Origin of the sequence: Janthinobacterium sp. SUN073 (assembly GCF_030397665.1) — a bacterium.
GTDB lineage: Bacteria > Pseudomonadota > Gammaproteobacteria > Burkholderiales > Burkholderiaceae_D > Janthinobacterium.
In genome coordinates this window covers 38,425-57,870 of record NZ_JAPUBT010000010.1, presented here as the reverse complement: position 1 = coordinate 57,870, position 19,446 = coordinate 38,425, and the positions used below count along the sequence as shown (strand labels likewise).

The 19,446-nt window shown below is 62.7% G+C and carries 16 protein-coding genes; 7 read left to right on the top strand and 9 right to left on the bottom strand.

Annotation, left to right across the window (positions count from 1 at the left end):
• Positions 1 to 26: 26 nt before the first annotated feature.
• Together O0882_RS22605 and O0882_RS22600 are read right to left on the bottom strand one after the other, a co-directional pair.
• On the bottom strand, positions 27 to 1,262 hold the full coding sequence (locus tag O0882_RS22605; RefSeq protein WP_289951688.1) for a M20/M25/M40 family metallo-hydrolase: 1,236 nt from the start codon (positions 1,260 to 1,262) through the stop codon (positions 27 to 29).
• Positions 1,259 to 2,485, bottom strand: coding sequence for a urate hydroxylase PuuD (locus O0882_RS22600; RefSeq protein WP_289951685.1), 1,227 nt, complete (start codon positions 2,483 to 2,485; stop codon positions 1,259 to 1,261). Before O0882_RS22600 ends, O0882_RS22605 begins: the two co-directional genes overlap by 4 nt.
• A 131-nt stretch (positions 2,486 to 2,616) precedes the next feature.
• Here O0882_RS22600 and O0882_RS22595 point away from each other — a divergent pair, with 131 nt between their 5' ends.
• Both O0882_RS22595 and O0882_RS22590 read left to right on the top strand, forming a co-directional pair.
• Complete coding sequence (locus O0882_RS22595; protein WP_071079255.1) at positions 2,617 to 3,555, top strand: LysR substrate-binding domain-containing protein; 939 nt, start codon at positions 2,617 to 2,619, stop codon at positions 3,553 to 3,555.
• A 73-nt stretch (positions 3,556 to 3,628) separates the two neighbouring features.
• Positions 3,629 to 5,383 (top strand): allantoate amidohydrolase, encoded by a 1,755-nt coding sequence (locus O0882_RS22590; protein WP_289951681.1) that lies wholly within the window; start codon positions 3,629 to 3,631, stop codon positions 5,381 to 5,383.
• A 22-nt stretch (positions 5,384 to 5,405) separates the two neighbouring features.
• Here O0882_RS22590 and O0882_RS22585 read toward each other — a convergent pair whose 3' ends face one another.
• From O0882_RS22585 to O0882_RS22555, 7 genes are all read right to left on the bottom strand, one after another.
• A complete protein-coding gene (locus O0882_RS22585) occupies positions 5,406 to 6,641 on the bottom strand; it encodes a Zn-dependent hydrolase (RefSeq protein WP_289951680.1) in 1,236 nt (411 codons plus the stop codon).
• Positions 6,642 to 6,656: 15 nt separating this feature from the next.
• Positions 6,657 to 8,048 (bottom strand): dihydropyrimidinase, encoded by a 1,392-nt coding sequence (hydA, locus tag O0882_RS22580; protein ID WP_289951678.1) that lies wholly within the window; start codon positions 8,046 to 8,048, stop codon positions 6,657 to 6,659.
• Between the two features lie 21 nt (positions 8,049 to 8,069).
• On the bottom strand, positions 8,070 to 9,554 hold the full coding sequence (locus tag O0882_RS22575; protein WP_289951676.1) for an NCS1 family nucleobase:cation symporter-1: 1,485 nt from the start codon (positions 9,552 to 9,554) through the stop codon (positions 8,070 to 8,072).
• Between the two features lie 134 nt (positions 9,555 to 9,688).
• Complete coding sequence (gene preA / locus O0882_RS22570) at positions 9,689 to 10,969, bottom strand: NAD-dependent dihydropyrimidine dehydrogenase subunit PreA (protein WP_289951675.1); 1,281 nt, start codon at positions 10,967 to 10,969, stop codon at positions 9,689 to 9,691.
• Positions 10,969 to 12,336 (bottom strand): NAD(P)-dependent oxidoreductase, encoded by a 1,368-nt coding sequence (locus tag O0882_RS22565; RefSeq protein WP_289951673.1) that lies wholly within the window; start codon positions 12,334 to 12,336, stop codon positions 10,969 to 10,971. Before O0882_RS22565 ends, preA begins: the two co-directional genes overlap by 1 nt.
• 47 nt (positions 12,337 to 12,383) lie before the next feature.
• Entirely contained in the window at positions 12,384 to 13,886 is a 1,503-nt protein-coding gene (locus tag O0882_RS22560; RefSeq protein ID WP_289951671.1) for a CoA-acylating methylmalonate-semialdehyde dehydrogenase, read from the bottom strand.
• A gap of 118 nt (positions 13,887 to 14,004) precedes the next feature.
• Positions 14,005 to 15,321, bottom strand: a complete 1,317-nt coding sequence (locus tag O0882_RS22555; RefSeq protein WP_289951669.1) for an aspartate aminotransferase family protein — start codon at positions 15,319 to 15,321, stop codon at positions 14,005 to 14,007.
• A gap of 360 nt (positions 15,322 to 15,681) precedes the next feature.
• Between O0882_RS22555 and O0882_RS22550 the strand changes: the two genes are divergently transcribed.
• The 5 genes from O0882_RS22550 to O0882_RS22530 all read left to right on the top strand — a co-directional run bounded on the left by O0882_RS22550 (position 15,682) and on the right by O0882_RS22530 (position 19,436).
• Complete coding sequence (locus tag O0882_RS22550) at positions 15,682 to 17,151, top strand: PLP-dependent aminotransferase family protein (RefSeq protein WP_289951668.1); 1,470 nt, start codon at positions 15,682 to 15,684, stop codon at positions 17,149 to 17,151.
• Between the two features lie 10 nt (positions 17,152 to 17,161).
• Positions 17,162 to 17,839 carry a TetR/AcrR family transcriptional regulator gene (locus O0882_RS22545; protein WP_289951666.1) on the top strand — a complete coding sequence of 226 codons (678 nt, stop codon included), beginning with the start codon at positions 17,162 to 17,164 and terminating at the stop codon, positions 17,837 to 17,839.
• Positions 17,840 to 17,930: 91 nt separating this feature from the next.
• A complete protein-coding gene (locus O0882_RS22540; RefSeq protein WP_289951664.1) occupies positions 17,931 to 18,446 on the top strand; it encodes a hypothetical protein in 516 nt (171 codons plus the stop codon).
• Between the two features lie 137 nt (positions 18,447 to 18,583).
• A complete protein-coding gene (locus O0882_RS22535; protein WP_289951663.1) occupies positions 18,584 to 18,853 on the top strand; it encodes a hypothetical protein in 270 nt (89 codons plus the stop codon).
• 160 nt (positions 18,854 to 19,013) lie between these two features.
• Complete coding sequence (locus O0882_RS22530) at positions 19,014 to 19,436, top strand: VOC family protein (protein ID WP_289951661.1); 423 nt, start codon at positions 19,014 to 19,016, stop codon at positions 19,434 to 19,436.
• Positions 19,437 to 19,446 lie beyond the last annotated feature (10 nt).

Here is a 19,446-nt window from a genome sequence, read left to right as displayed (position 1 = left end):
CCCATTGTAAGCCAAAGTACCCCGGCCTATTTTTCACCCAGGAAGTCAAGCAGGGTCAGGGCGACGATCTTGCTGGCCTTGCGCAAGTCGTCCAATGCCAGGCGCTCATCGGCTTTCTTCGCGTTCGACTCGGGCACCGTGCGCGGACCGGCGCCATACAGCACGGCGGGGATGCCCCGTTCGCCATACAGGCGCGCATCCGCATACAGCGGCGTGCCGAGGGCGGGAATCGTCTCGCCAAGGATGGCTTGCGCATTTTTCTGCAGACTGCCGACCAGCTGCTCGGAACCGGGCAAGGGCCGCAGCGCATGCGACAACAGCAGGCGGCGGATTTCGATGCGGATGCCAGGTTCGCCGCTCACGGCGTCTTCGATCAGCGCGCGCACCTGCGCTTCCACCGCCACCGGGTCTTCTTCCGGGATCATGCGGCGGTCCATCTTCATGACCACCTTGCCCGGCACCACATTGGTATTCGTGCCGCCGTCGATGCGTCCCACCAGCATGGTGGGCGAATCGATGCCAGCGACTTTGGATTTGATCTTTTTCAGCTCCGGCAGCTGGCTGTAGATGGCGTTGAGGATCTTGTTGGCCGCCTGCAGCGCGTCATGCCCCGTCTCCGGCATGGAGCCGTGGCCCGACTTGCCGTGCACGGTGATTTCCAACTGCAGGCAGGCGTTGTGCGCCGTGACGATGCCATAGCTGAAACCGGCGGCGATGACGAAATCGGGCTTCGTCAGCTGCTGTTCCAGCAACCAGCCCGGCCCCAGCAAGCCGCCGAATTCCTCGTCGTAGGTAAAATGCAGTTCCAGCTGGCCCTTCAAGGCAATACCCAGCGCTTCGAGCGCGCGCGCGGCAAACACATAGGTGGCGAAATCGCCCTTCGAGACGGCCGTCGCGCGGCCGTAGATATAGCCTCCGTCGATCTGGCCACCATACGGCGGATACGTCCAGTTGTCGCCGGGCGGCACCACGTCGCCATGCGCGTTCAGGGCCACCGTCGGCCCGCCTGCGGCATACGGGCGGCGCACGATCAGGTTGGTGATGCTCTGCATGCCATATGCCACCACCTGGTCCACAGGTACGGCATGCTTTTCCGCGTTCCAGCCATATGCCTGCAACAGCTGCGCCACCAGCTCCGCATGCGGCGCGTTGTTGCCGGGTGGCGTATCCGTCGGCTGCTGCACCACCTGCTGTAAAAAGGCGACTTCTTCGTCGAAGTGTGCGTCGATCCAGGCCGTGATTTTTTCTGCGTGCGTTGTCATTTTGCTCCTTGCATGGTCTGTTGCAGCCAGGCGCCCAATTCGCTGCGCTCGGCCTCCGTCATATTGGTCAGGTTCCCGATCGGCATGGCTTTCAGCTCGATGGCCTGCTTGTAGATTTGCGCCGCGTGCTGGCGGATTTGCATTTCATTATCCAGCATCATGCCGGCCGGTGCCGTGGCGAAACCCGCTTGCGTGGGCTGGGCCGAATGGCAGGTGGCACAGCGCTGGGCGATGATGGCATGCACGCGCTGGAACTGCGCGACCGGGTCCACCGCCGGCGCGGCCGCCACGGGCGCTTTCGGCGCGATGGCGACGGCCACGGCCAGCAGCAAGGCCACGCCGATGGCCGGATAGCGCCACTCGACACGCCCCTTGTGGCGCAGGTTGAAAAAGTGGCGGATGAAGACGCCAGCCGCCATGATCAGCGCCAGCACCAGCCAGGCGTGATCATTGCGGTAGGTCATCGCGTAGTGGTTGCTGATCATGATGAACAGCACCGGCAAGGTAAAGTAATTGTTATGCACGCTGCGCTGCTTGGCCTTCAGGCCGTGCCTGGGATCGGGCAGCTTGCCGGCGGCCATGGCTTCGACCATCTTGCGCTGGCCGGGAATGATCAGCATCAGCACATTGGCCACCATGATGGTGCCGATCATGGCGCCCACGTGGATGTAGGCGGCGCGCCCGCTGAGCAAATGCGTGAGCACATACGCGGCGCCGACGATCAGCGCAAACACCGTCACGCCGAACCACAGTTCATATTGCGCCAGCTTGGAGCGGCACAACAGGTCGTACACGGTCCAGCCGATGACGAGGGTGGCGATGCCGATGCCGACGGCCTGCCCGCTGCTGATGTCAGCCACGGCTTTGTCGATCATCATGGCCTGGGCATTGAAGTAATAGGCAATCGTCAGCAGGGCAAAGCCGGACAGCCAGGTCGAATATGCTTCCCACTTGAACCAGTGCAGTTCCTTTGGCAGTTCGGCGGGGGCCAGCAGGTATTTCTGCGGGTTATAGAAGCCGCCGCCATGCACGGCCCACAGCTCTCCCGAGACGCCCTTCTTCGCCAGCTCGGAGCCAGGCGCGGGCGGGCGGATCGAGTTGTCGAGCCAGACGAAATAAAAGGAAGCGCCGATCCAGGCGATGCCCGTGATGACGTGCAGCCAGCGGACGATCAGGTTCAGCCACTCCAGGCCGTACGGAATCAGGTAGGCAAATACTTCCATAAATTTCCTCTAGTCAGACCGAACCCATATTCGTGCCAATCTACACAAGATAAACGGATTTACCGCCCTTCACATGAAAAATATCGTATATTTGACATATTCAAATCGATATACAACAGAGCCGCCGCCACATGTCCAGCCTGCCACAACACCTCGACCTGCACCTGATCCGCATCCTCTACCTGCTGCTGGTGGAAAAGAATGTCTCGCGCGTGGCGCTGAAACTCAACCAGCCGCAGCCGTCGATTTCCGCCTCCTTGCGCAAGCTGCGCGAATTGACGGGCGACCCGCTGCTGGTGCGCGGCGCACGCGGCATGGTGCCCACCCAGCATGGCGAAAGCCTGCTCAATCCGGCCAAGCGCATCCTCGACCAGACGGAGAGCCTGTTCATCAAGAAGACGCCGTTCGTGGCGCAGGAAGAGGCGCGCACCTTCCATATCGCCGCGCCCGACTACCTGGACAGCCAGTTCCTGCCCAATGTGGTGGCCCAGCTGCGCCGCGGTTCGCCGAAAAGCCGCGTCGTGCTGCACAGCCTGGGACCGGGCATCGATCATATCCGGCAATTGTCCGACGGGGGGCTGGATCTGGTCATCGCCAACTGGGATGAACCGCCCGCCCATCTGCACATTTCGAAACTGTTCGAAGATCCCATCGTCTGCGCCATGCATGCGGAAAACGCCTATGCGCGGCGCACGGCCAGCGACGCCATGACGCTCGACGATTATCTGAGCCTGCCCCACGTGGCGCCGTCGCAGATGATGCCGGGCTACCACGGCGTGATCGACTCCTTCCTCGAACGGCAAAACCTGCAGCGCAACGTGGTGGTGGAATCGGCATATTTCGGCCTGATCCCCTACATGCTGACGCAGACGGACCTGGTACTCACCACGGGCCGGCAGTTCATGCGCTTCTATGAAAAGACCCTGCCGCTGAAAACGTATACCGTGCCCTTGAAATTCCCGCCCATGCGCTTTTACCAGTTGTGGCACCAGCGCGTGCACCAGGCGCCCGAGCATAAATGGCTGCGCGACCAGGTCAGCGCGGCGGCCAAGGCGCTGGTGCAGCGATAGCCGCTATCAGCACGCGCATATAATGGATGCAGGAACGGGGCGCTATCATCACCGCTTGCATGATCGGAAAACCATGACCACCCTTTCAGACCTGAACGCCGGCAACCAGGCCGATTTTATCGCGCAGCTGCATGGCATCTATGAACATTCGCCCTGGATCGCCCAGCGCGCGGCCGCCGCGCGGCCGTTTGCCAGCCTGACGGCGCTCAAGACGGAATTGCAGCGCGTGCTGGCCCTGGCCTCGCCCGAAGAACAGCTGGGACTCATACGCGCCCACCCCGAACTGGCCGGCAAGGCCGCCATTGCGGGACAGCTGACGGCCGAGTCGACGCGCGAACAGGCCAAGTCCGGCCTGAACCTGTGCAGCACCGACGAATTTGCCACCCTGCAGCGCCTCAACAGCGACTACAACGCCAGGTTCGGCTTTCCCTTCATCCTGGCCGTCAAGGGCCCGACGGGCGAGGGTTTGACCCGCCAGGACATCATCGCCACCTTTGCCCGGCGCCTGAAGAACCGGCGCGCCGATGAACTGGCCGAATCGCTGCGGCAGATCAAGCGCATCGCCGAGCTACGCCTGAACGACCTGTTCGACGTGCGTCTGGACTTCGGCCCGGCCATCATGCAGCACGCTGAAACACTGGCCGGCTGGAGCGACAGCGATTACAACCTGACCTGCGCCTATCTGACGCCGGCGCACCAGAAAACGGCCGCGCAGCTGGCCGACTGGATGCAGGAGGCCGGCATGCAGGTGTACATCGACGCCGTCGGCAACGTGGTCGGGCGCTATCTGTCCGACGCGCCCGGCGCAAAAACGCTGATGACGGGATCGCATTACGACACGGTGCGCAACGGCGGCAAGTACGATGGCCGGCTGGGTATCGTGCTGCCGATCGCCGTCGTGCGCCACCTGCACGAACGGGGCGAAAAGCTGCCCTTCCACGTCGAGGTCGTCGGCTTCGCCGAAGAGGAAGGCGTGCGCTTCAAGAGCACGTTTTTGGGCAGCACGGCCGTCACGGGCAGGTTCGACTTATCGCTGCTGGAACAATGCGACACGGATGGCGTGAGCATGCGCGACGCGCTGGCCGCCGCCGGTCACGAGGCGAGCGCCATCGGCACCATCGCGCGCGATCCTGCCAGCTTGCTGGGCTATGTGGAAGTGCATATCGAACAAGGCCCCGTGCTGCTGGAGCGCGACCTGCCGCTGGGAATCGTCACGGCGATTGCCGGCAGCTCGCGCTACCTGGTCAATCTTGGCGGCGTGGCCAGCCACGCGGGCACCACGCCCATGACCATGCGCAAGGATGCGGCCAGTGCGGCGGCCGAAATCATCCTGCTGGTGGAACAGCGCTGCAGCCAGGGCGTAGCACTGGTGGGCACCGTCGGCCAGCTGCAGGTGCCCAACGGTTCCGTCAACGTGATCGCTGGCGCCTGCACCCTGTCGCTCGACATCCGCGCCGCCAGCGATGCGGTACGCCAGGCGGCCGTCGACGATATCCTCGATGGCATCGCCGCCATCTGCGCACGGCGCCAGATCGACTATCAGCTAGAACTGCTGCTGTCGGCGCATGCGGCGCCGTGCGCGCCCTGGCTGATGGCGCAGCTGGCACAAGCCGTGGAATCGGTGGGCATCGAACCATACGCGCTGCTGTCGGGCGCCGGCCACGACGCCATGGCCATGGCCGCCATCACCGACGTGGCCATGCTGTTTACGCGCTGCGGCAATGGCGGCATCAGCCACAACCCGCTGGAAACCATGACGGCCGACGACGCCGACATCGCGGCGCGCGCGCTGCTGGCGTTTTTGCGCGACTTCCAGCCCAAGCCCTGAGTGAGGGACGTGGGCCGGTGACCTATACGGCCACGGCCCGCTCCAGCATCGCGTGCAGCAGCACGTTGCAACCCGCTTCCAGATGTTCGGGCTTGGCATCCTCGATTTCATTGTGGCTGATACCGTCCTTGCACGGCACGAAGATCATGCCGGCCGGCGCCAGGCGGGCAGCGTAGATGGCGTCGTGACCGGCGCCCGACACCACGTCCATCACGGAATAACCCAGCTTTGCGGTGGCATTGCGCACGGCGCCCACGCAGTCGGGGTGAAACGGACATGGCGGGTAGTAGGACACCCTTTCCAGTGAAATGCCCAGGCCCGTCCTGTCACGCGTGGCGTCGATGAAGGCCGTGATCTCGCCGTGCATGGTGTTGAGCAGTTCGTCGTTCACATTGCGCAGGTCGATGCTGAATGTGACTTCGCCGGGAATCACGTTGCGGCTGTTCGGGAACACCTGCACCATGCCCACCGTGCCGCGCCCATACGGCGGGTAGCGGTTGGCAATGGCGACAACTTCCTGCATGATGACGGTGGCCACCTGCAGCGCATCCTTGCGCAGGCCCATGGGCGTGGGGCCAGCATGCGCTTCCATGCCCGTCACCACACAGTCGTACCACGACAGGCCCATCACGGCAGGCACCACGCCGATGACTTTATCGGCGTCTTCCAGCACAGGGCCCTGCTCGATATGCGTTTCAAAATAGGCGCCGATGGGATGGTCGCCCGGCACCTGGTCTCCACGATAGCCGATGCGCGCCAGCTCCTCGCCCACCGTTTTGCCTTCCGTGTCTTTCGCCGCATACGCGGTTTCGAGCGAGAATGCGCCGCAAAATACGCCGGAACCCATCATCACGGGCACGAAGCGCGAGCCTTCCTCGTTGGTCCAGAAGGCCACTTCGATGGGCGATCGCGTCTTGATATTGAGCTCGTTCAAGGTGCGCACTACTTCCAGGCCCGCCAGCACGCCGTAATTACCATCGAACTTGCCGCCCGTGGGCTGCGTATCGATATGGCTGCCCGTCATCACGGGCGGCAAGCTATTGTCGGCGCCGTCGCGGCGCATGAAGACATTGCCGATCTGGTCGATGGTGATGCTCATGCCCGCCTCGCGGCCCCAGCGCACCACCAGGTCGCGCCCCTGTTTGTCGAGGTCCGTCAGGGCCAGGCGCTTGACGCCGCCCTTCACTGTCGCGCCGATCTGCGCCAGTTCCATCAGGGCTGCCCACAATCGTTCGCCATTGATGCGTAGATCATCCATTATTGTCTCCTGACTTCATGCGGTGGTGGCGGCAAACGCCGGGCGCTCGATATAGCGCCCTGCCCCTTCGACGGCCGTCAGCTCGCCCTGGTGGAACACCACCTTGCCGGCGGCAATCGTGGTGCGGGGGATGCCGCGCACGGTACGCCCTTCGAAGACGTTGAAGCCCCCTTTGGCGAACTGCGTGGCGGCGGAAATGGTGCGCGTGCCCTGCGGGTCCCACAACACGATGTCGGCATCGCTGCCCGCGGCGATGAGGCCCTTGCGCGGATACATATTGAAGATCTGCGCCGCATTGGTCGACGACACCTTGACGAATTCGGACGGCGTGAGCATGCCGGAATTGACGCCCGCATCCCACACCACGGCCATGCGTTCTTCGACGCCGCCGCAGCCGTTCGGGATGCGCGTGAAGTCGTCCTTGCCGGCCGCCTTCTGCTCGGCGCAGAAAGTGCAGTGGTCGGTGGCCGTCGTGTGCAGGTTGCCGCTTTGCAGACCGTGCCACAGCGCCGCCTGATGGTGCTTGCCACGGAACGGAGGACTCATGACGTGGCCCGCCACGTAGTCGAAATCATCGCTCTGGTAGACGCTGTCGTCGATCACCAAATGGCCCGCCAGCGCTTCGCCATACACGCGCTGGCCGTTGGCGCGCGCGCGCGTGATGGCGTCGAGCGACTCCGCGCACGAGACGTGCACGATGTACACGGGCGTGTTGAGCACATTGGCGATGGCGATGGCACGGTTGGCCGCTTCCGCTTCCACGGCCGGCGGGCGCGACCGAGGATGCGCCTGTGGCCCGGTAATCCCCTTCTTCAGCAAGGCTTGCTGCAATTGAAAAACCAGCTCGCCGTTTTCCGCATGCACGGTGGGCAGCGCGCCCAGCTCCAGCGAGCGGGTAAAGCTTTTCACCAGCGTTTCATCATCGGCCATGATGGCATTTTTGTAGGCCATGAAGTGCTTGAAGCTGTTCACGCCATGCTCGCGCACCAGCACTCCCATTTCTTCATGAACCTGCTCGCTCCACCAGGTGATCGCCACGTGGAAGGTGTAGTCGCCGGCCGCCTTGGCCGACCATGCGCGCCACTGGTGATAGGCCTCGATCAGCGACTGCTTCGGGGCAGGAATGACGAAGTCCATGATGGTGGTGGTGCCGCCCGCCAGTCCCGCCGCCGTGCCCGTGAAAAAATCGTCCGACGTCACCGTGCCCATGAAGGGCAGATTCATGTGCGTGTGGGTATCGATCCCGCCCGGCATCACGTACAGGCCGCCCGCGTCGATCACGGTGGCGCCCACCGGCAGCGGCAAGTTCTCGCCGACGGCGGCAATCGTGTCGCCCTCGATCAGCACATCGGCGCGGAAGGCCCGGTCGGCGTTGACGACGGTACCGCCACGTATCAGTGTAGTCATCTTGTCTCCTTCTCGAAAAGATCAGGACTGCGGTGCCTGCTGCACGCGTGCTGCCGCCTTGCCCTTCATCATGACGCCGTAGACGACTGCGGCGATGGCCACGCCCACGAACCAGGCGTAGGTGTAAATGGTTTTAAAGCCTTCGGCCACGCCGGGAAACGCCGTGGGAAAAGCCGCGTTCAGAAAGCCGGGAATATTCGGCAGCACGGCGATGACAAAGGCGATCAGCGCCGCCATGTTCCAGCCATTGCCATACGAGTAGATGCCATCGTCGCGGTATAGCTGCCTGACGTCGAGCTGCGTCTTGCGCACAAAATAATAGTCGACGATGAGGATGCCGGCAATCGGCCCCAGCAGGGCCGAGTAGCCGATCAGCCACGTGAAGATATAACCCTGCGTCGATTCGAGCACCTTCCACGGCATCATGACGATGGCGATGAAGGCCGTGATGTAGCCGCCCATCTTGTACGAAATCTGCTTCGGTGCCAGCGAGGAAAAGTCGTACGCCGGGCCCACCAGGTTGGCCGCCAGATTGACACTGACCGTGTCGATCAGCAGAATGATCAGGGCAACCAGCACGGCGGCGCCCGTCATGCGGCTGGCCAGGTCGACGGGGTCCCAGATGGCCTTGCCGTACATGACCACGGAGCCGGCAGTGACGATCACGGCCAGCATGGCCAGCAATCCCATGGGCACGGGCAAGCCGACGGACTGCCCGATCACCTGGTCGCGCTGCGTCTTGGCGAAACGCGTGAAGTCGGGAATGTTCAGCGCCAGGGTAGCCCAAAAACCCACCATGGCCGTCAGCGATGGCCAGAAGACGCTCCAGAACTGGCCCGCCTTCTTACCGCCCGGGATGAATTGCGATGGCTGGTCCAGCAAGCTGGCCACGCCGCCGGCCTTGCTGTGCACCCAGTACAGCAGCACGAAGCAGATGAGGATTTTCAAGGGCGCCGTATAGGTTTCGAGCTTGCGGATCGACTCCATGCCGTGCAGGATGTAATAGAACTGGATAGCCCAGAAAGCCAGGAAGCACAGCAGCTGGCTGCCATTGATGCCCAGGCCCGCGATCTTCTCGCCGCCCAGTTCATGCCCCATCAGCACGCCCATCAGGGTATAGATCATCTGGCCGCCGAACCAGGTCTGGATGCCGTACCAGCCGCAGGCGACGATGGCGCGCATCAGCGCCGGCAAGCGCGCGCCCATGGTGCCGAACGAGGCACGCGCCAGCACCGCATACGGGATGCCGTATTTGGTGCCCGCATGGCCGATCAGCAGCATGGGCAAGAGCACGATGGCGTTGGCGAGGAATACCGTGAGCACGGCCTGGTAACCGGACATGCCGCTGTCGATCAGGCTGGCCGACAGGGTGTAGGCGGGAATGCACATCACCATGCCGACCCACAGCGCGGCAAAGTGATACCAGCGCCAGGTGCGCTGCGCTGCCGTGGTGGGCGCAAGATCTTCATTCCACAGCTGCGTATTGCCTGAATAGTCGTGGTTCACAGGTATTCTCCATCGGTTAGGCCGCCGGCATCTTGAATGACGCCAGGGATACGGCATTGTGTAAACTGCGGCAGTCTAGCTTACTGCAAAGACAGGTAACAGTTTATAAAATAAACGTACGCAAAAAACGTGCCCTACACCGTTTCCGTCAATGCCCGTGGATTTCTGGGATCCTGCGTCCAGTTCATATATGGCTTGCCCGTGGCCTGCGGCACCATCGTGATGCAGCCCTGCACCGGACAGGTGATTTCGCACAGGTTGCAGCCCACGCATTCCTCCTTGATCACCTCATACGTGCGCGTGCCGGCAGCGTCGATCAGTTGCGCAATCGACTGGTGCGAGGTGTCTTCGCAGGCCACATAGCACTTGCCGCACTTGATGCAGTCGTCCTGGTTGATGTGCGCGATGACCTGGTAATTCATGTCCAGGTATTTCCAGTCCGTCGTGTTGGCCACGGCCTTGCCGGCAAAGTCGCTGATGCGCTCATAGCCCTTCTCGTCCATCCAGCGCGACAAGCCATCCTTCATCTCGTCGACGATGCGAAAGCCATGCAGCATGGCGGCCGTGCACACCTGCACGCAGCCGGCGCCCAGGGCGATGAATTCGGCCGCGTCGCGCCAGTTGCCGATGCCGCCGATGCCGGAAATGGGCAGGCCGCGCGTCTGCGGATCGCGGGCGATTTCCGCCACCATGTTCAGGGCGATGGGCTTGACGGCAGACCCGCAATAGCCGCCATGGGTGCTGGCGCCGCCCACGATGGGCAAGGCCACCATGCGGTCCAGGTCCAGCGAGGTGATGGAATTGATGGTGTTGATCAGCGAGACGGCGTCCGCGCCGCCCGCCTTGGCCGCGCGCGCCGGCATGCGCACGTCCGTGATGTTCGGCGTGAGCTTGACGATGACGGGTAGTTTGCTGTGCTTCTTGCACCAGGCGGTGACCATCTGCACGTACTCGGGCACCTGGCCCACGGCCGCGCCCATGCCCCGCTCCGGCATGCCGTGCGGGCAGCCGAAATTGAGTTCGATGCCGTCCGCTCCCGTCGCCTCGACCTTCGGCAAAATGTCGGCCCAGTAGTGCTCTTCGCAGGGCAGCATCAGCGAGACGATCATGGCGCGGTCGGGCCAGTCCTTTTTCACCTGCGTGATTTCGCGCAGATTGATCTCCAGCGAGCGGTCCGTGATCAGTTCGATGTTATTGAAACCGACCACTTCGCGGTTCTTGCCGTACAGGGCGGAATAGCGCGACGAAACGTTGACGGCGGCCGGGTCTTCACCGAGGGTTTTCCACACGACGCCGCCCCACCCCGCCTCGAAGGCGCGCACCACGTTGTAGGCCTTGTCGGTCGGCGGTGCGGACGCCAGCCAGAAGGGATTCGGCGCCTTGATGCCGCAAAATTCGATGCTGAGATCAGCCATTATGCAGCCTCCACTTTATTCAAGAAATCGGAATGGATGGCCAGTGCGGCCAGCTTGCCATGCTGGACGGCTTGCACCGTCAAGTCCTGTCCCGGCGCCACGCAGTCGCCTCCCGCGTAGATCCCCGGCAGCACCGTGCGAAAACCCGCGTCGACGGCGATCTTGTCGCCTTCGCGCTGCAGCAGCGACGCCATCGGATCATGCAGCACGCCGGTGTCGAGGCTCTGGCCGATGGCCTTGAAAATGGCGTCGGCCGCCACGTCGAACGTTTCGCCCGTCCCTGCAAGGCGCGTGCCCTGTATGCGCGTTTTCTCGAAACGCATGCCGGCGACATGGCCAGCCGCGTCGAGCAGCACCTGCTGCGGCTGAGCCCACGTCAGCATGCGTACCTGGTTGGCCTTGGCGATCTCCTGCTCATGCTGGGTGGCCGTCATGGCGTCGAAGCCGCGCCGGTAGACCAGGGTGACTTCCTCGGCGCCAAGCCTTTGAATCTGCACGGCCATGTCGATGGCCGTATTGCCGGCGCCGATGACGATGGCGCGTTTCGGCACGGGCAGCGCGGCCAGGTCGTCGGCCTGGCGCAGCGCGGCGATGTAATCGACGGCGGCCAGCAAGCCAGGAGCATCTTCGCCCGTCAGGCCCAGCTTGCGGCTGGCGCCCAGGCCCAGGCCGAGGAAGACGGCATCGTACTGCGCGTGCAAGTCGCGCAGCTGCAGGTTCTCGCCCAGCGCCTGGCGACATCGGATCTCGATGCCGCCTATGCCCAGCAGGAAGTCGATTTCCTTTTGCGCGAAGTCGTCCGTCAGCTTGTACTTGGCGATGCCGTATTCATTCAGGCCGCCCGCCTTGCCTTCTTTTTCAAAGATCACCACGTCGTGGCCCAGCATGGCCAGGCGGTGCGCGCACGACAGGCCGGCCGGGCCCGCGCCGACGATGGCGATCGTCTTGCCCGTGCTTGCCGCCCGCCTGAATGGGTGGCTGGCAAAGTGCATGTGGTCGACGGCGTAACGCTGCAAGAGGCCGATTTTCACAGGCTGGCCTTCCGCGTCGTGGTTGCGCACGCAGACATCCTCGCACAGGATCTCCGTGGGGCAGACGCGGGCGCAACTGCCGCCCAGGATGTTCTGTTTCAGGATGCCGGCGGCGGCGCCGTTGATGTTCTTGTCGTGGATGTTGCGGATGAAGCTGGCCACGTCGATTTCCGACGGACAGATGCGGCTGCACGGCGCGTCGTAGCAGTACAGGCAGCGGGCGCTTTCGATGGCCGCCTGGCGCGCCGTCAGGGGCGGCGCCAGGTCCGTGAAATGGCCCGCCAGTTCTTCATTGGGCAGGGCGGGATGCGGCAAATAGTTCAGGGACTCGATCATCGCGTTTTCCTTCGTTGATCCTGCGGTGGACTTTTAGTTTTAAACCGTCACTTCATCTGGGGAAAAGCAAATTCCACACCAGCGCTTGCCGTGTTCGGCCAGCGCTGCATCACGGCCTTGTGGCGCGTGTAAAAACGCACGCCTTCGGGTCCATACGCGTGGTGGTCGCCGAACATGCTGCGCTTCCAGCCGCCAAAGCTGTTGAAGGCCATCGGCACGGGCAAGGGAATGTTGACGCCCACCATGCCGACCTGGATCTGGCGCACGAATTCGCGCGCCACGCCGCCATCGCGCGTGTAGATGGCCACGCCGTTGCCATACTCGTTGGCGTTGATCAGCTCCACCGCATGCACCACGTCAGGACACCGGAGCACGCACAGCACGGGGCCGAAAATCTCTTCCTTGTAGATGCTCATGTCGCGCGTGACGTGGTCAAATAAAGTGCCGCCGACAAAGAAGCCGTTCTCGCGACCCGCCACCACGTGATTGCGGCCATCGACCACCAAAGTGGCGCCCTGCTCCACGCCCGAGGCAATGAGTTTTTCGATCCGCTGCTTGGCGGCCAGCGACACGACCGGTCCCATTTCCGCACCATCTTCCATGCCGTCGCGCACTTTCAGTGCGGCCGTGCGCGTTGCCAGTGCGTCGATCAATTTGTCGCCCGCGTCGCCCACGGCCACCACCACGGAGATGGCCATGCAACGTTCGCCCGCCGAACCATAGGCCGCGCCGATCAACGCATCGACCGTCATGTCCATGTCCGCGTCGGGCATCACCACCATATGGTTCTTCGCGCCGCCCAGCGCTTGCACGCGCTTGCCACTGGCGCTGCCGCGCGCATAGATGTATTCGGCAATCGGCGTCGAGCCGACAAAGCTGATCGCCTGCACCACGGGGTGGTCAAGCAAGGCATCGACTGTCACCTTGTCTCCCTGCACCACGTTGAAAACGCCGTCGGGCAAGCTCGCATCTTTGAGCAGCTTCGCGTGCAGCAGGGAGGCCGACGGATCGCGTTCGGACGGTTTCAAGACGAAGGTATTACCGCAGGCAATCGCCACTGGGAACATCCACATCGGCACCATCACGGGGAAGTTGAATGGCGTGATGCCGGCCACCACGCCCAGCGCCTGGCGCATGGACCAGGCATCGATGCCGCGCGAAATCTGGTCCGTGAATTCGCCCTTTAACAATTGCGGGATGCCGACGGCAAATTCCACCATCTCGATGCCGCGCGCCACTTCGCCCTGGGCATCGGCAAAGGTCTTGCCATGTTCGCGCGTGAGCATGGCGGCAAAATCATCCGTGTGCTGCTGGCACAGCTGCAGGTAGCGAAACAGCACGCGCGCGCGCGTCAATGGCGGCGTGGCGGACCAGGAAGGAAAAGCGGCGGCGGCGGCCTGCACGGCCGCATCGACGTCTTCCACGGTGCCCAGCGCGACCCTGGCGACGGGTACGCCCAGCGCGGGGTTGTAGACGTCGCCGTAGCGGCCACTTTGCGTGTCGACCTTGGCGCCGTTGATGTAGTGGGTAATCGTATCGAGATCAGTCATAGTGTTCCTTTTTAACCCCAAGGGCAGAGGCTGGGGTCAGACCCTCAATGCCGCTAACGCAAAAGTCGACGCTAATGGATGAGGGGGTCTGACCCCGGGTTTTGTTTGAGTTTGCCGTTCAATCGAGATTTTTGAGTACCTTGGCCAGCTTGCCAAACAGCTCGTCGACATGCTGTTTTTCCAGCACCAGCGGCGGCGACAGGGCGATGATGTCGCCTGTCGTGCGTATCAGCACGCCGTCGGCGAATGCCTGTTTAAACGCGTTGAAGGCGCGCGTGCCGGGCTTGCCGGCGATGGGATCGAGCTCGATGCCGGCGATCAGGCCGATGCTGCGCAGGTCGATCACGTGCGGCAAGCCTTTCAGCGAGTGCACGGCATCCTGCCAATACGCCTGCATCGCTTTAGCGTGGCCGAGGATGTCCTGCTCCTCGAACACTTGCAGGGTCGCCAGCGAAGCGGCGCAAGCGAGCGGGTGGCCGGAATACGTGTAGCCATGGAACAGTTCGATGCCCGGTGGCGCATCCATGAAGGCGTCGTGGATATACTTTTTGCTGAACACGGCACCCATCGGCACCATGCCGTTGGTCAGGCCCTTGGCCGTCGTCATCAGGTCCGGCTCGACGTCGAAATAGTCGGCGGCGAACGGCGTCGTCATGCGGCCGAAACCCGTGATCACTTCATCGAAGATGAGCAGGATGCCATGCTTGGTACACAGCTCGCGCAAGCGTTTCAGATAACCTTTCGGCGGGATCAGCACGCCCGTGGAACCGGCCACCGGTTCGACGATGACGGCCGCGATCGTCGAGGCGTCATGCAGGGCGACGATGCGTTCCAGTTCATCGGCCAGGTGGGTGCCGTATTCGGGCTCGCCCACCGTATAGGCGTTCTGGTCCAGGTTGTGCGTGTGCGGCAGGTGGTCCACGCCGGGCAGCAAGGGGCCGAAGGTCTTGCGGTTGCCGCCGATGCCCCCCACGGAAATACCGCCGAAGCCCACGCCGTGATAACCGCGTTCGCGGCCGATCAGGCGCGTGCGTGCGCCCTCGCCGCGCACCCGGTGATAGGCCAGCGCGATCTTCAACGCCGTGTCGACGGCTTCGGAACCGGAGTTCGTATAAAACACGTGGCCAAATTTATGCCCCGTGTAGTCCATCAGTTTTTCCGCCAGGTCGAATGCGGCCGGATGGCCCATCTGGAAGGTGGGCGCGAAGTCGAGCTGGCCGACCATCTCGCGGATGGCGCCGACGATCTGCGGCTGCGCATGGCCGCATGGCACGCACCACAGGCCGGCCGTACCATCGAGGATGGTGTTGCCATCGACGTCCTTGTAATACATGCCTTCGGCCGACACCAGCAAGCGCGGGTTGGCCTTGAAATCGCGGTTATTCGTAAACGGCATCCAGAATGCCGACATCGATTCCGGCCTTGTTTCGTTCATGATCTTCTCCTTGAGATGGGCTGGCGCGGGGCCAGGATCGTTTTTGACGAAGCGTAAAATAATTTACCAGTTGGCAAAAAGCTGATGTAATAATAGACAGGCCATCCCCAATGGCACAGATACACAAACGGCAAAGTATCCCAACCGTACAGGTCGAAAAAACAATACAGTTTTGTGTTAAGTAATCCTCGGGAAATTATTGTGAATTTATGACGAACAGAACCGGATGCTATGCAAGGCGCCTGTTGCGACGCAGTGCGAGCACTGCTAGCAGCAGGCAACGCTGCAGAGCGCCGGTTATGGAAGTCAGAAAGCACAAGAATTTATTGGGGGTTACTTGAGCAGCATAAGGAGCCACCGGTGACGCACAACGTGAAGCAGGACGAGGGCGAAGGTAACGCCAGTGGCTGGCCCGTGCTGGATATCGACCGCCAGAAAAAGGGCGGCCTCGTCGAGCAGATCGTCATCGCCATCAGCGTCATGGTGGGCAGCCGCGCCCTGCGCATCGGCACGCGGATGCCGTCCGTGCGCCAGTTCGCCCGCTGCAATGGCGTGTCGACGTTTACCGTCGTCGAATCGTATGACCGCCTGGTCAACCTGGGCCTGCTGTCGTCGCGGCGCGGCTCCGGCTATTTCGTCGCGCGCCACGATATCGCCGCCTCGCCGCAGGCCGCCCTCATTGCCAACACCCTTGCCAGCCCCACCGCCATCGACGCCCTCACGCCGGACCTGTATTCGGGCGTATCCGATGCCCTGCCCGTGGGCGCGGGCTGGCTGCCGCCCGAGATGTATGGCGAAGCGACCGTGCTCGATGCCGTGCGCCAGGCCATGCGCATACCCGCCAGCCGGCTGCGCGGCTATGGCCACCCGCTCGGCTTTGCCTCGCTGCGCCAGCACCTGGCAAACAGCCTGTCGGAAGAGCTGTTCCAGGTGGAGCCGGACCAGGTCTTGCTGACGCACGGCGCCACGCATGCCTTCGATCTGATCCTGCGCAGCCTGACCAAGCCGGGCGACACGGTGCTGGTGGAAGACCCCGGCTACAGCAATCTGCAGTCGCTGATACGCCACCACGGCTGCATCCCCGTGGGCATTGCGCGCAGCGAGGCGGGCCTCGATCTCGATGCGCTGGCCGTTGAAGCCGCGCGCACGCAGCCGAAGCTGATGTTTGTCAACACGGTACTGCAAAATCCGCTCGGTACTTCCTTGAGCCAGGCGCAGACGCACCGTCTGCTGGCGCTGGCCGAGCAATTCGATTTCTGGCTGGTGGAAGACGATATCTACCGCGAACTGGCGGCGCGCGGCGACGCATCGCTGGCGGCGATGGACGGCTTGCGCCGCGTGATCCGCGTGGGCAGTTTTTCCAAGACCCTGTCGCCCGTGCTGCGCGTGGGGTCGATTTGCGCCTCGCCGCCGCTGGTGGCCGAACTGGTGCGCGTGAAAATGCTGGCCGGACTGACGACGTCGGAAATCAACGAGCGCGCCGTCTACCACGCCATCTCCGCGCGGCCCTACAAGCGCATGGTGGAACGCCTGGTGGCGCAGCTCGAGGCGGCCCGCGAGCGCAGCATCGACTGCCTGGCGCAGGCGGGCATGGCGCCCGTGGCGCGACCGCGTGGCGGCATGTTCGTCAGCGCCGGCTGGCCCGACCTGCAGACACCGGAATGGAATGGCAAGATCATCGCCGACATGGCATTGAAGGCCGGCATCCTGCTGTCGCCGAACGAATTTTTCATGCTGCGCGCGCCCGAGACGGTGTGGTTCCGCTTCAACGTGGCCTACACCGATACCCCCGTGCTGCAAGCCTTCCTGCAATCGATCCGCCCACGCTAAAGAATCCGCCATGGCCAGCGACAAATCCCCTGCCCTTCCCGTGAAAAATGCCGGCGGCCGGCGCCTGCAAAACCGCGACCGTCTGGAAGCGGACATCCTGCAGCAAGCCGTGCGCGTGTTCGCGGAAAGCGGCTATGAAGGTGCGTCGATCGCCACCATCGCCGAGCGGGCCGGCCTGTCGAAGCAAAACCTGATGTATTACTTTCCGTCCAAGCAGCTGCTGTACCAGCGCGTACTCGACGATGTGCTCGACGACTGGCTGGCGCGCATGGAGTCGCTGGCCAATGAGCACGACGAGCCGCGCGACGTGCTGCGCGCGTACATCGGCGCCAAGCTGCGTTTTTCGCGCGAACAGCCGTGGGCTTCGCGCGTGTATGCGCTGGAAGTGATCAATGGCGCGCCTCTGTACGGCGCGCAGATACGCGACCGGGTCGTGCCGCTGCTGCGCAAGGATATCGCCGTCTTCGAAGAATGGATCGCGCAAGGCCGGATCGCCGCCGTGAACGCCACGCACCTGATGTTCGCCATCTGGGCCATGACGCAATCGTATGCGGATTTTTCGGCGCAGATGGCTCTGGTGCTGGATCGCAAGCAGCTCACGCGCAAGGATTACGAGGACGCCGAAATCCTGCTCACGCACATGGTGCAGGCGGCCATCGCCCTGCCTGCGGCAGTGCCCGGCGCGTGATGAAATTTCCAAGGAACAAACGAGCAGTGATAGCATGGCGCGCTGGAGCGTTTGCAATCGCGGCGCCATAGCGACAGGACAAGGAACAGGCATGAAACAATGGTCATCGGCGCGCACCGCGTCATTGCTGGGCAAAGCTGCCTGCGCGGCGCTGCTGGCAGCGGCGTCCACGGCACAGGCGCAGACAGTGGGCATGATAGACAATCAGCCGCTGAGCGAAACCTGGCTCAACGCGGGCTTTTATTCGTATCACTTTCAGCGCGACAAGAACCTGAACGACAGCAATCCGGGCCTGGGCGCCGAATACCGCTTTTCCACAGTTGCCTCGGTCACGGCAGGGCGCTTCTACAATAGCGACCGCGCCTACTCGAACTACCTGGGCGTGTACTACCAGCCGATCAAGGTGGGCCCGCTGCGCATCGGCGCCGTCGTTGGCGGCTTCAGCGGCTATCCAAAGATGCGCGACGGCGGCTGGTTCCCGGCCCTGGTCCCCACCATCAGCTATGAATACCAGCGCGTGGGCGTGAACATCGCCATCGTGCCGTCCTACAAGGACCGCCTGTATGGCGCCCTCAGTTTCCAGCTGAAACTCAAGGTGTTTGAATAACCATTTGTCCCGGTTTGTCGCCGTTCGCTCCGCCATTCCTGCCATTCGTCGCATACACGATGTCTGGCAGCAAGGTTTTACCTATAGTGGATTCATCGCCAGCCTGCATACGGCAGCGGCAACCACAGGAGAACGGCATGAAAGACATCAATTCGGCACCGGGCAGCACTTCCTTCAGCGCTTTCTGGAGCGAACTGTGCGCTTACGCGCACCAGGGCATGGCCGCCCTGCGCGCCATGTCCTGGCCCATGCTGCTGGGGTGCTGCCTGGGCCTGGCGTTCCTGATCACCATCTTGCCACTGGCCATCATGCTGTTTGCCCTCGTCATGCTGCTGAAATGGGCAAGCAGCAGCGACGATACAGGCACGGACACGAAGGCAGCGAACTCTTCGCAGTCACCGCAATAAAAATTTGCGTCGTAGCAAGAGTGCAATGATGGTTCTATGGCACTATGAGTGCGCGCAGCATTGACGGGCATCAAACCCATCCCGATGGATGGGTTTGAGACGAAACGCTACGCTGAATAGACGATCAAAGCTACTCCCCCACATCCATAGGAGTTTTCTGATGACCTCGACAGCAAAAGCTACAACCGGCACGACCATTCCCTGCCTGCGCTACCGCGATGCGCCCGCCGCCATCGAATGGCTATGCAAGGCGCTCGGTTTTGAAAAACAATTGATCGTGCCTGACGGCAATGGTGGCGTCGCCCATGCGCAACTGAGCTTTGGCAACGGCATGGTCATGGTGGCGCCGGCCCTCGACAGCGACTATGGCCGCCTGATGAAACTGCCTGGCGACATCGGCGGCGCCAACACGCAAAACTGTTACCTGGTCGTCAGCGATGCCGATGCCGTCTACCGCAGCGCACGCGAGGCCGGTGCCGAGATCGTGCTCGACATCAAGGATGAAGATTACGGCGGACGGGGCTTTACGTGCCGCGATCCGGAAGGCCATATCTGGAGCCTGGGCACCTACGACCCATGGTAAGACGGAGAAC

Coding starts and splice junctions, on each gene's coding strand:
- O0882_RS22600 (WP_289951685.1), bottom strand. CDS start 2,485: ATGGAAGTATTTGCCTACCTGATTCCGTACGGCCTGGAGTGGCTGAAC.
- O0882_RS22605 (WP_289951688.1), bottom strand. CDS start 1,262: ATGACAACGCACGCAGAAAAAATCACGGCCTGGATCGACGCACACTTC.
- O0882_RS22560 (WP_289951671.1), bottom strand. CDS start 13,886: ATGACTGATCTCGATACGATTACCCACTACATCAACGGCGCCAAGGTC.
- O0882_RS22595 (WP_071079255.1), top strand. CDS start 2,617: ATGTCCAGCCTGCCACAACACCTCGACCTGCACCTGATCCGCATCCTC.
- O0882_RS22545 (WP_289951666.1), top strand. CDS start 17,162: ATGGCCAGCGACAAATCCCCTGCCCTTCCCGTGAAAAATGCCGGCGGC.
- O0882_RS22565 (WP_289951673.1), bottom strand. CDS start 12,336: ATGATCGAGTCCCTGAACTATTTGCCGCATCCCGCCCTGCCCAATGAA.
- O0882_RS22585 (WP_289951680.1), bottom strand. CDS start 6,641: ATGGATGATCTACGCATCAATGGCGAACGATTGTGGGCAGCCCTGATG.
- O0882_RS22555 (WP_289951669.1), bottom strand. CDS start 15,321: ATGAACGAAACAAGGCCGGAATCGATGTCGGCATTCTGGATGCCGTTT.
- preA (WP_289951675.1), bottom strand. CDS start 10,969: ATGGCTGATCTCAGCATCGAATTTTGCGGCATCAAGGCGCCGAATCCC.
- O0882_RS22540 (WP_289951664.1), top strand. CDS start 17,931: ATGAAACAATGGTCATCGGCGCGCACCGCGTCATTGCTGGGCAAAGCT.
- O0882_RS22535 (WP_289951663.1), top strand. CDS start 18,584: ATGAAAGACATCAATTCGGCACCGGGCAGCACTTCCTTCAGCGCTTTC.
- hydA (WP_289951678.1), bottom strand. CDS start 8,048: ATGACTACACTGATACGTGGCGGTACCGTCGTCAACGCCGACCGGGCC.
- O0882_RS22530 (WP_289951661.1), top strand. CDS start 19,014: ATGACCTCGACAGCAAAAGCTACAACCGGCACGACCATTCCCTGCCTG.
- O0882_RS22590 (WP_289951681.1), top strand. CDS start 3,629: ATGACCACCCTTTCAGACCTGAACGCCGGCAACCAGGCCGATTTTATC.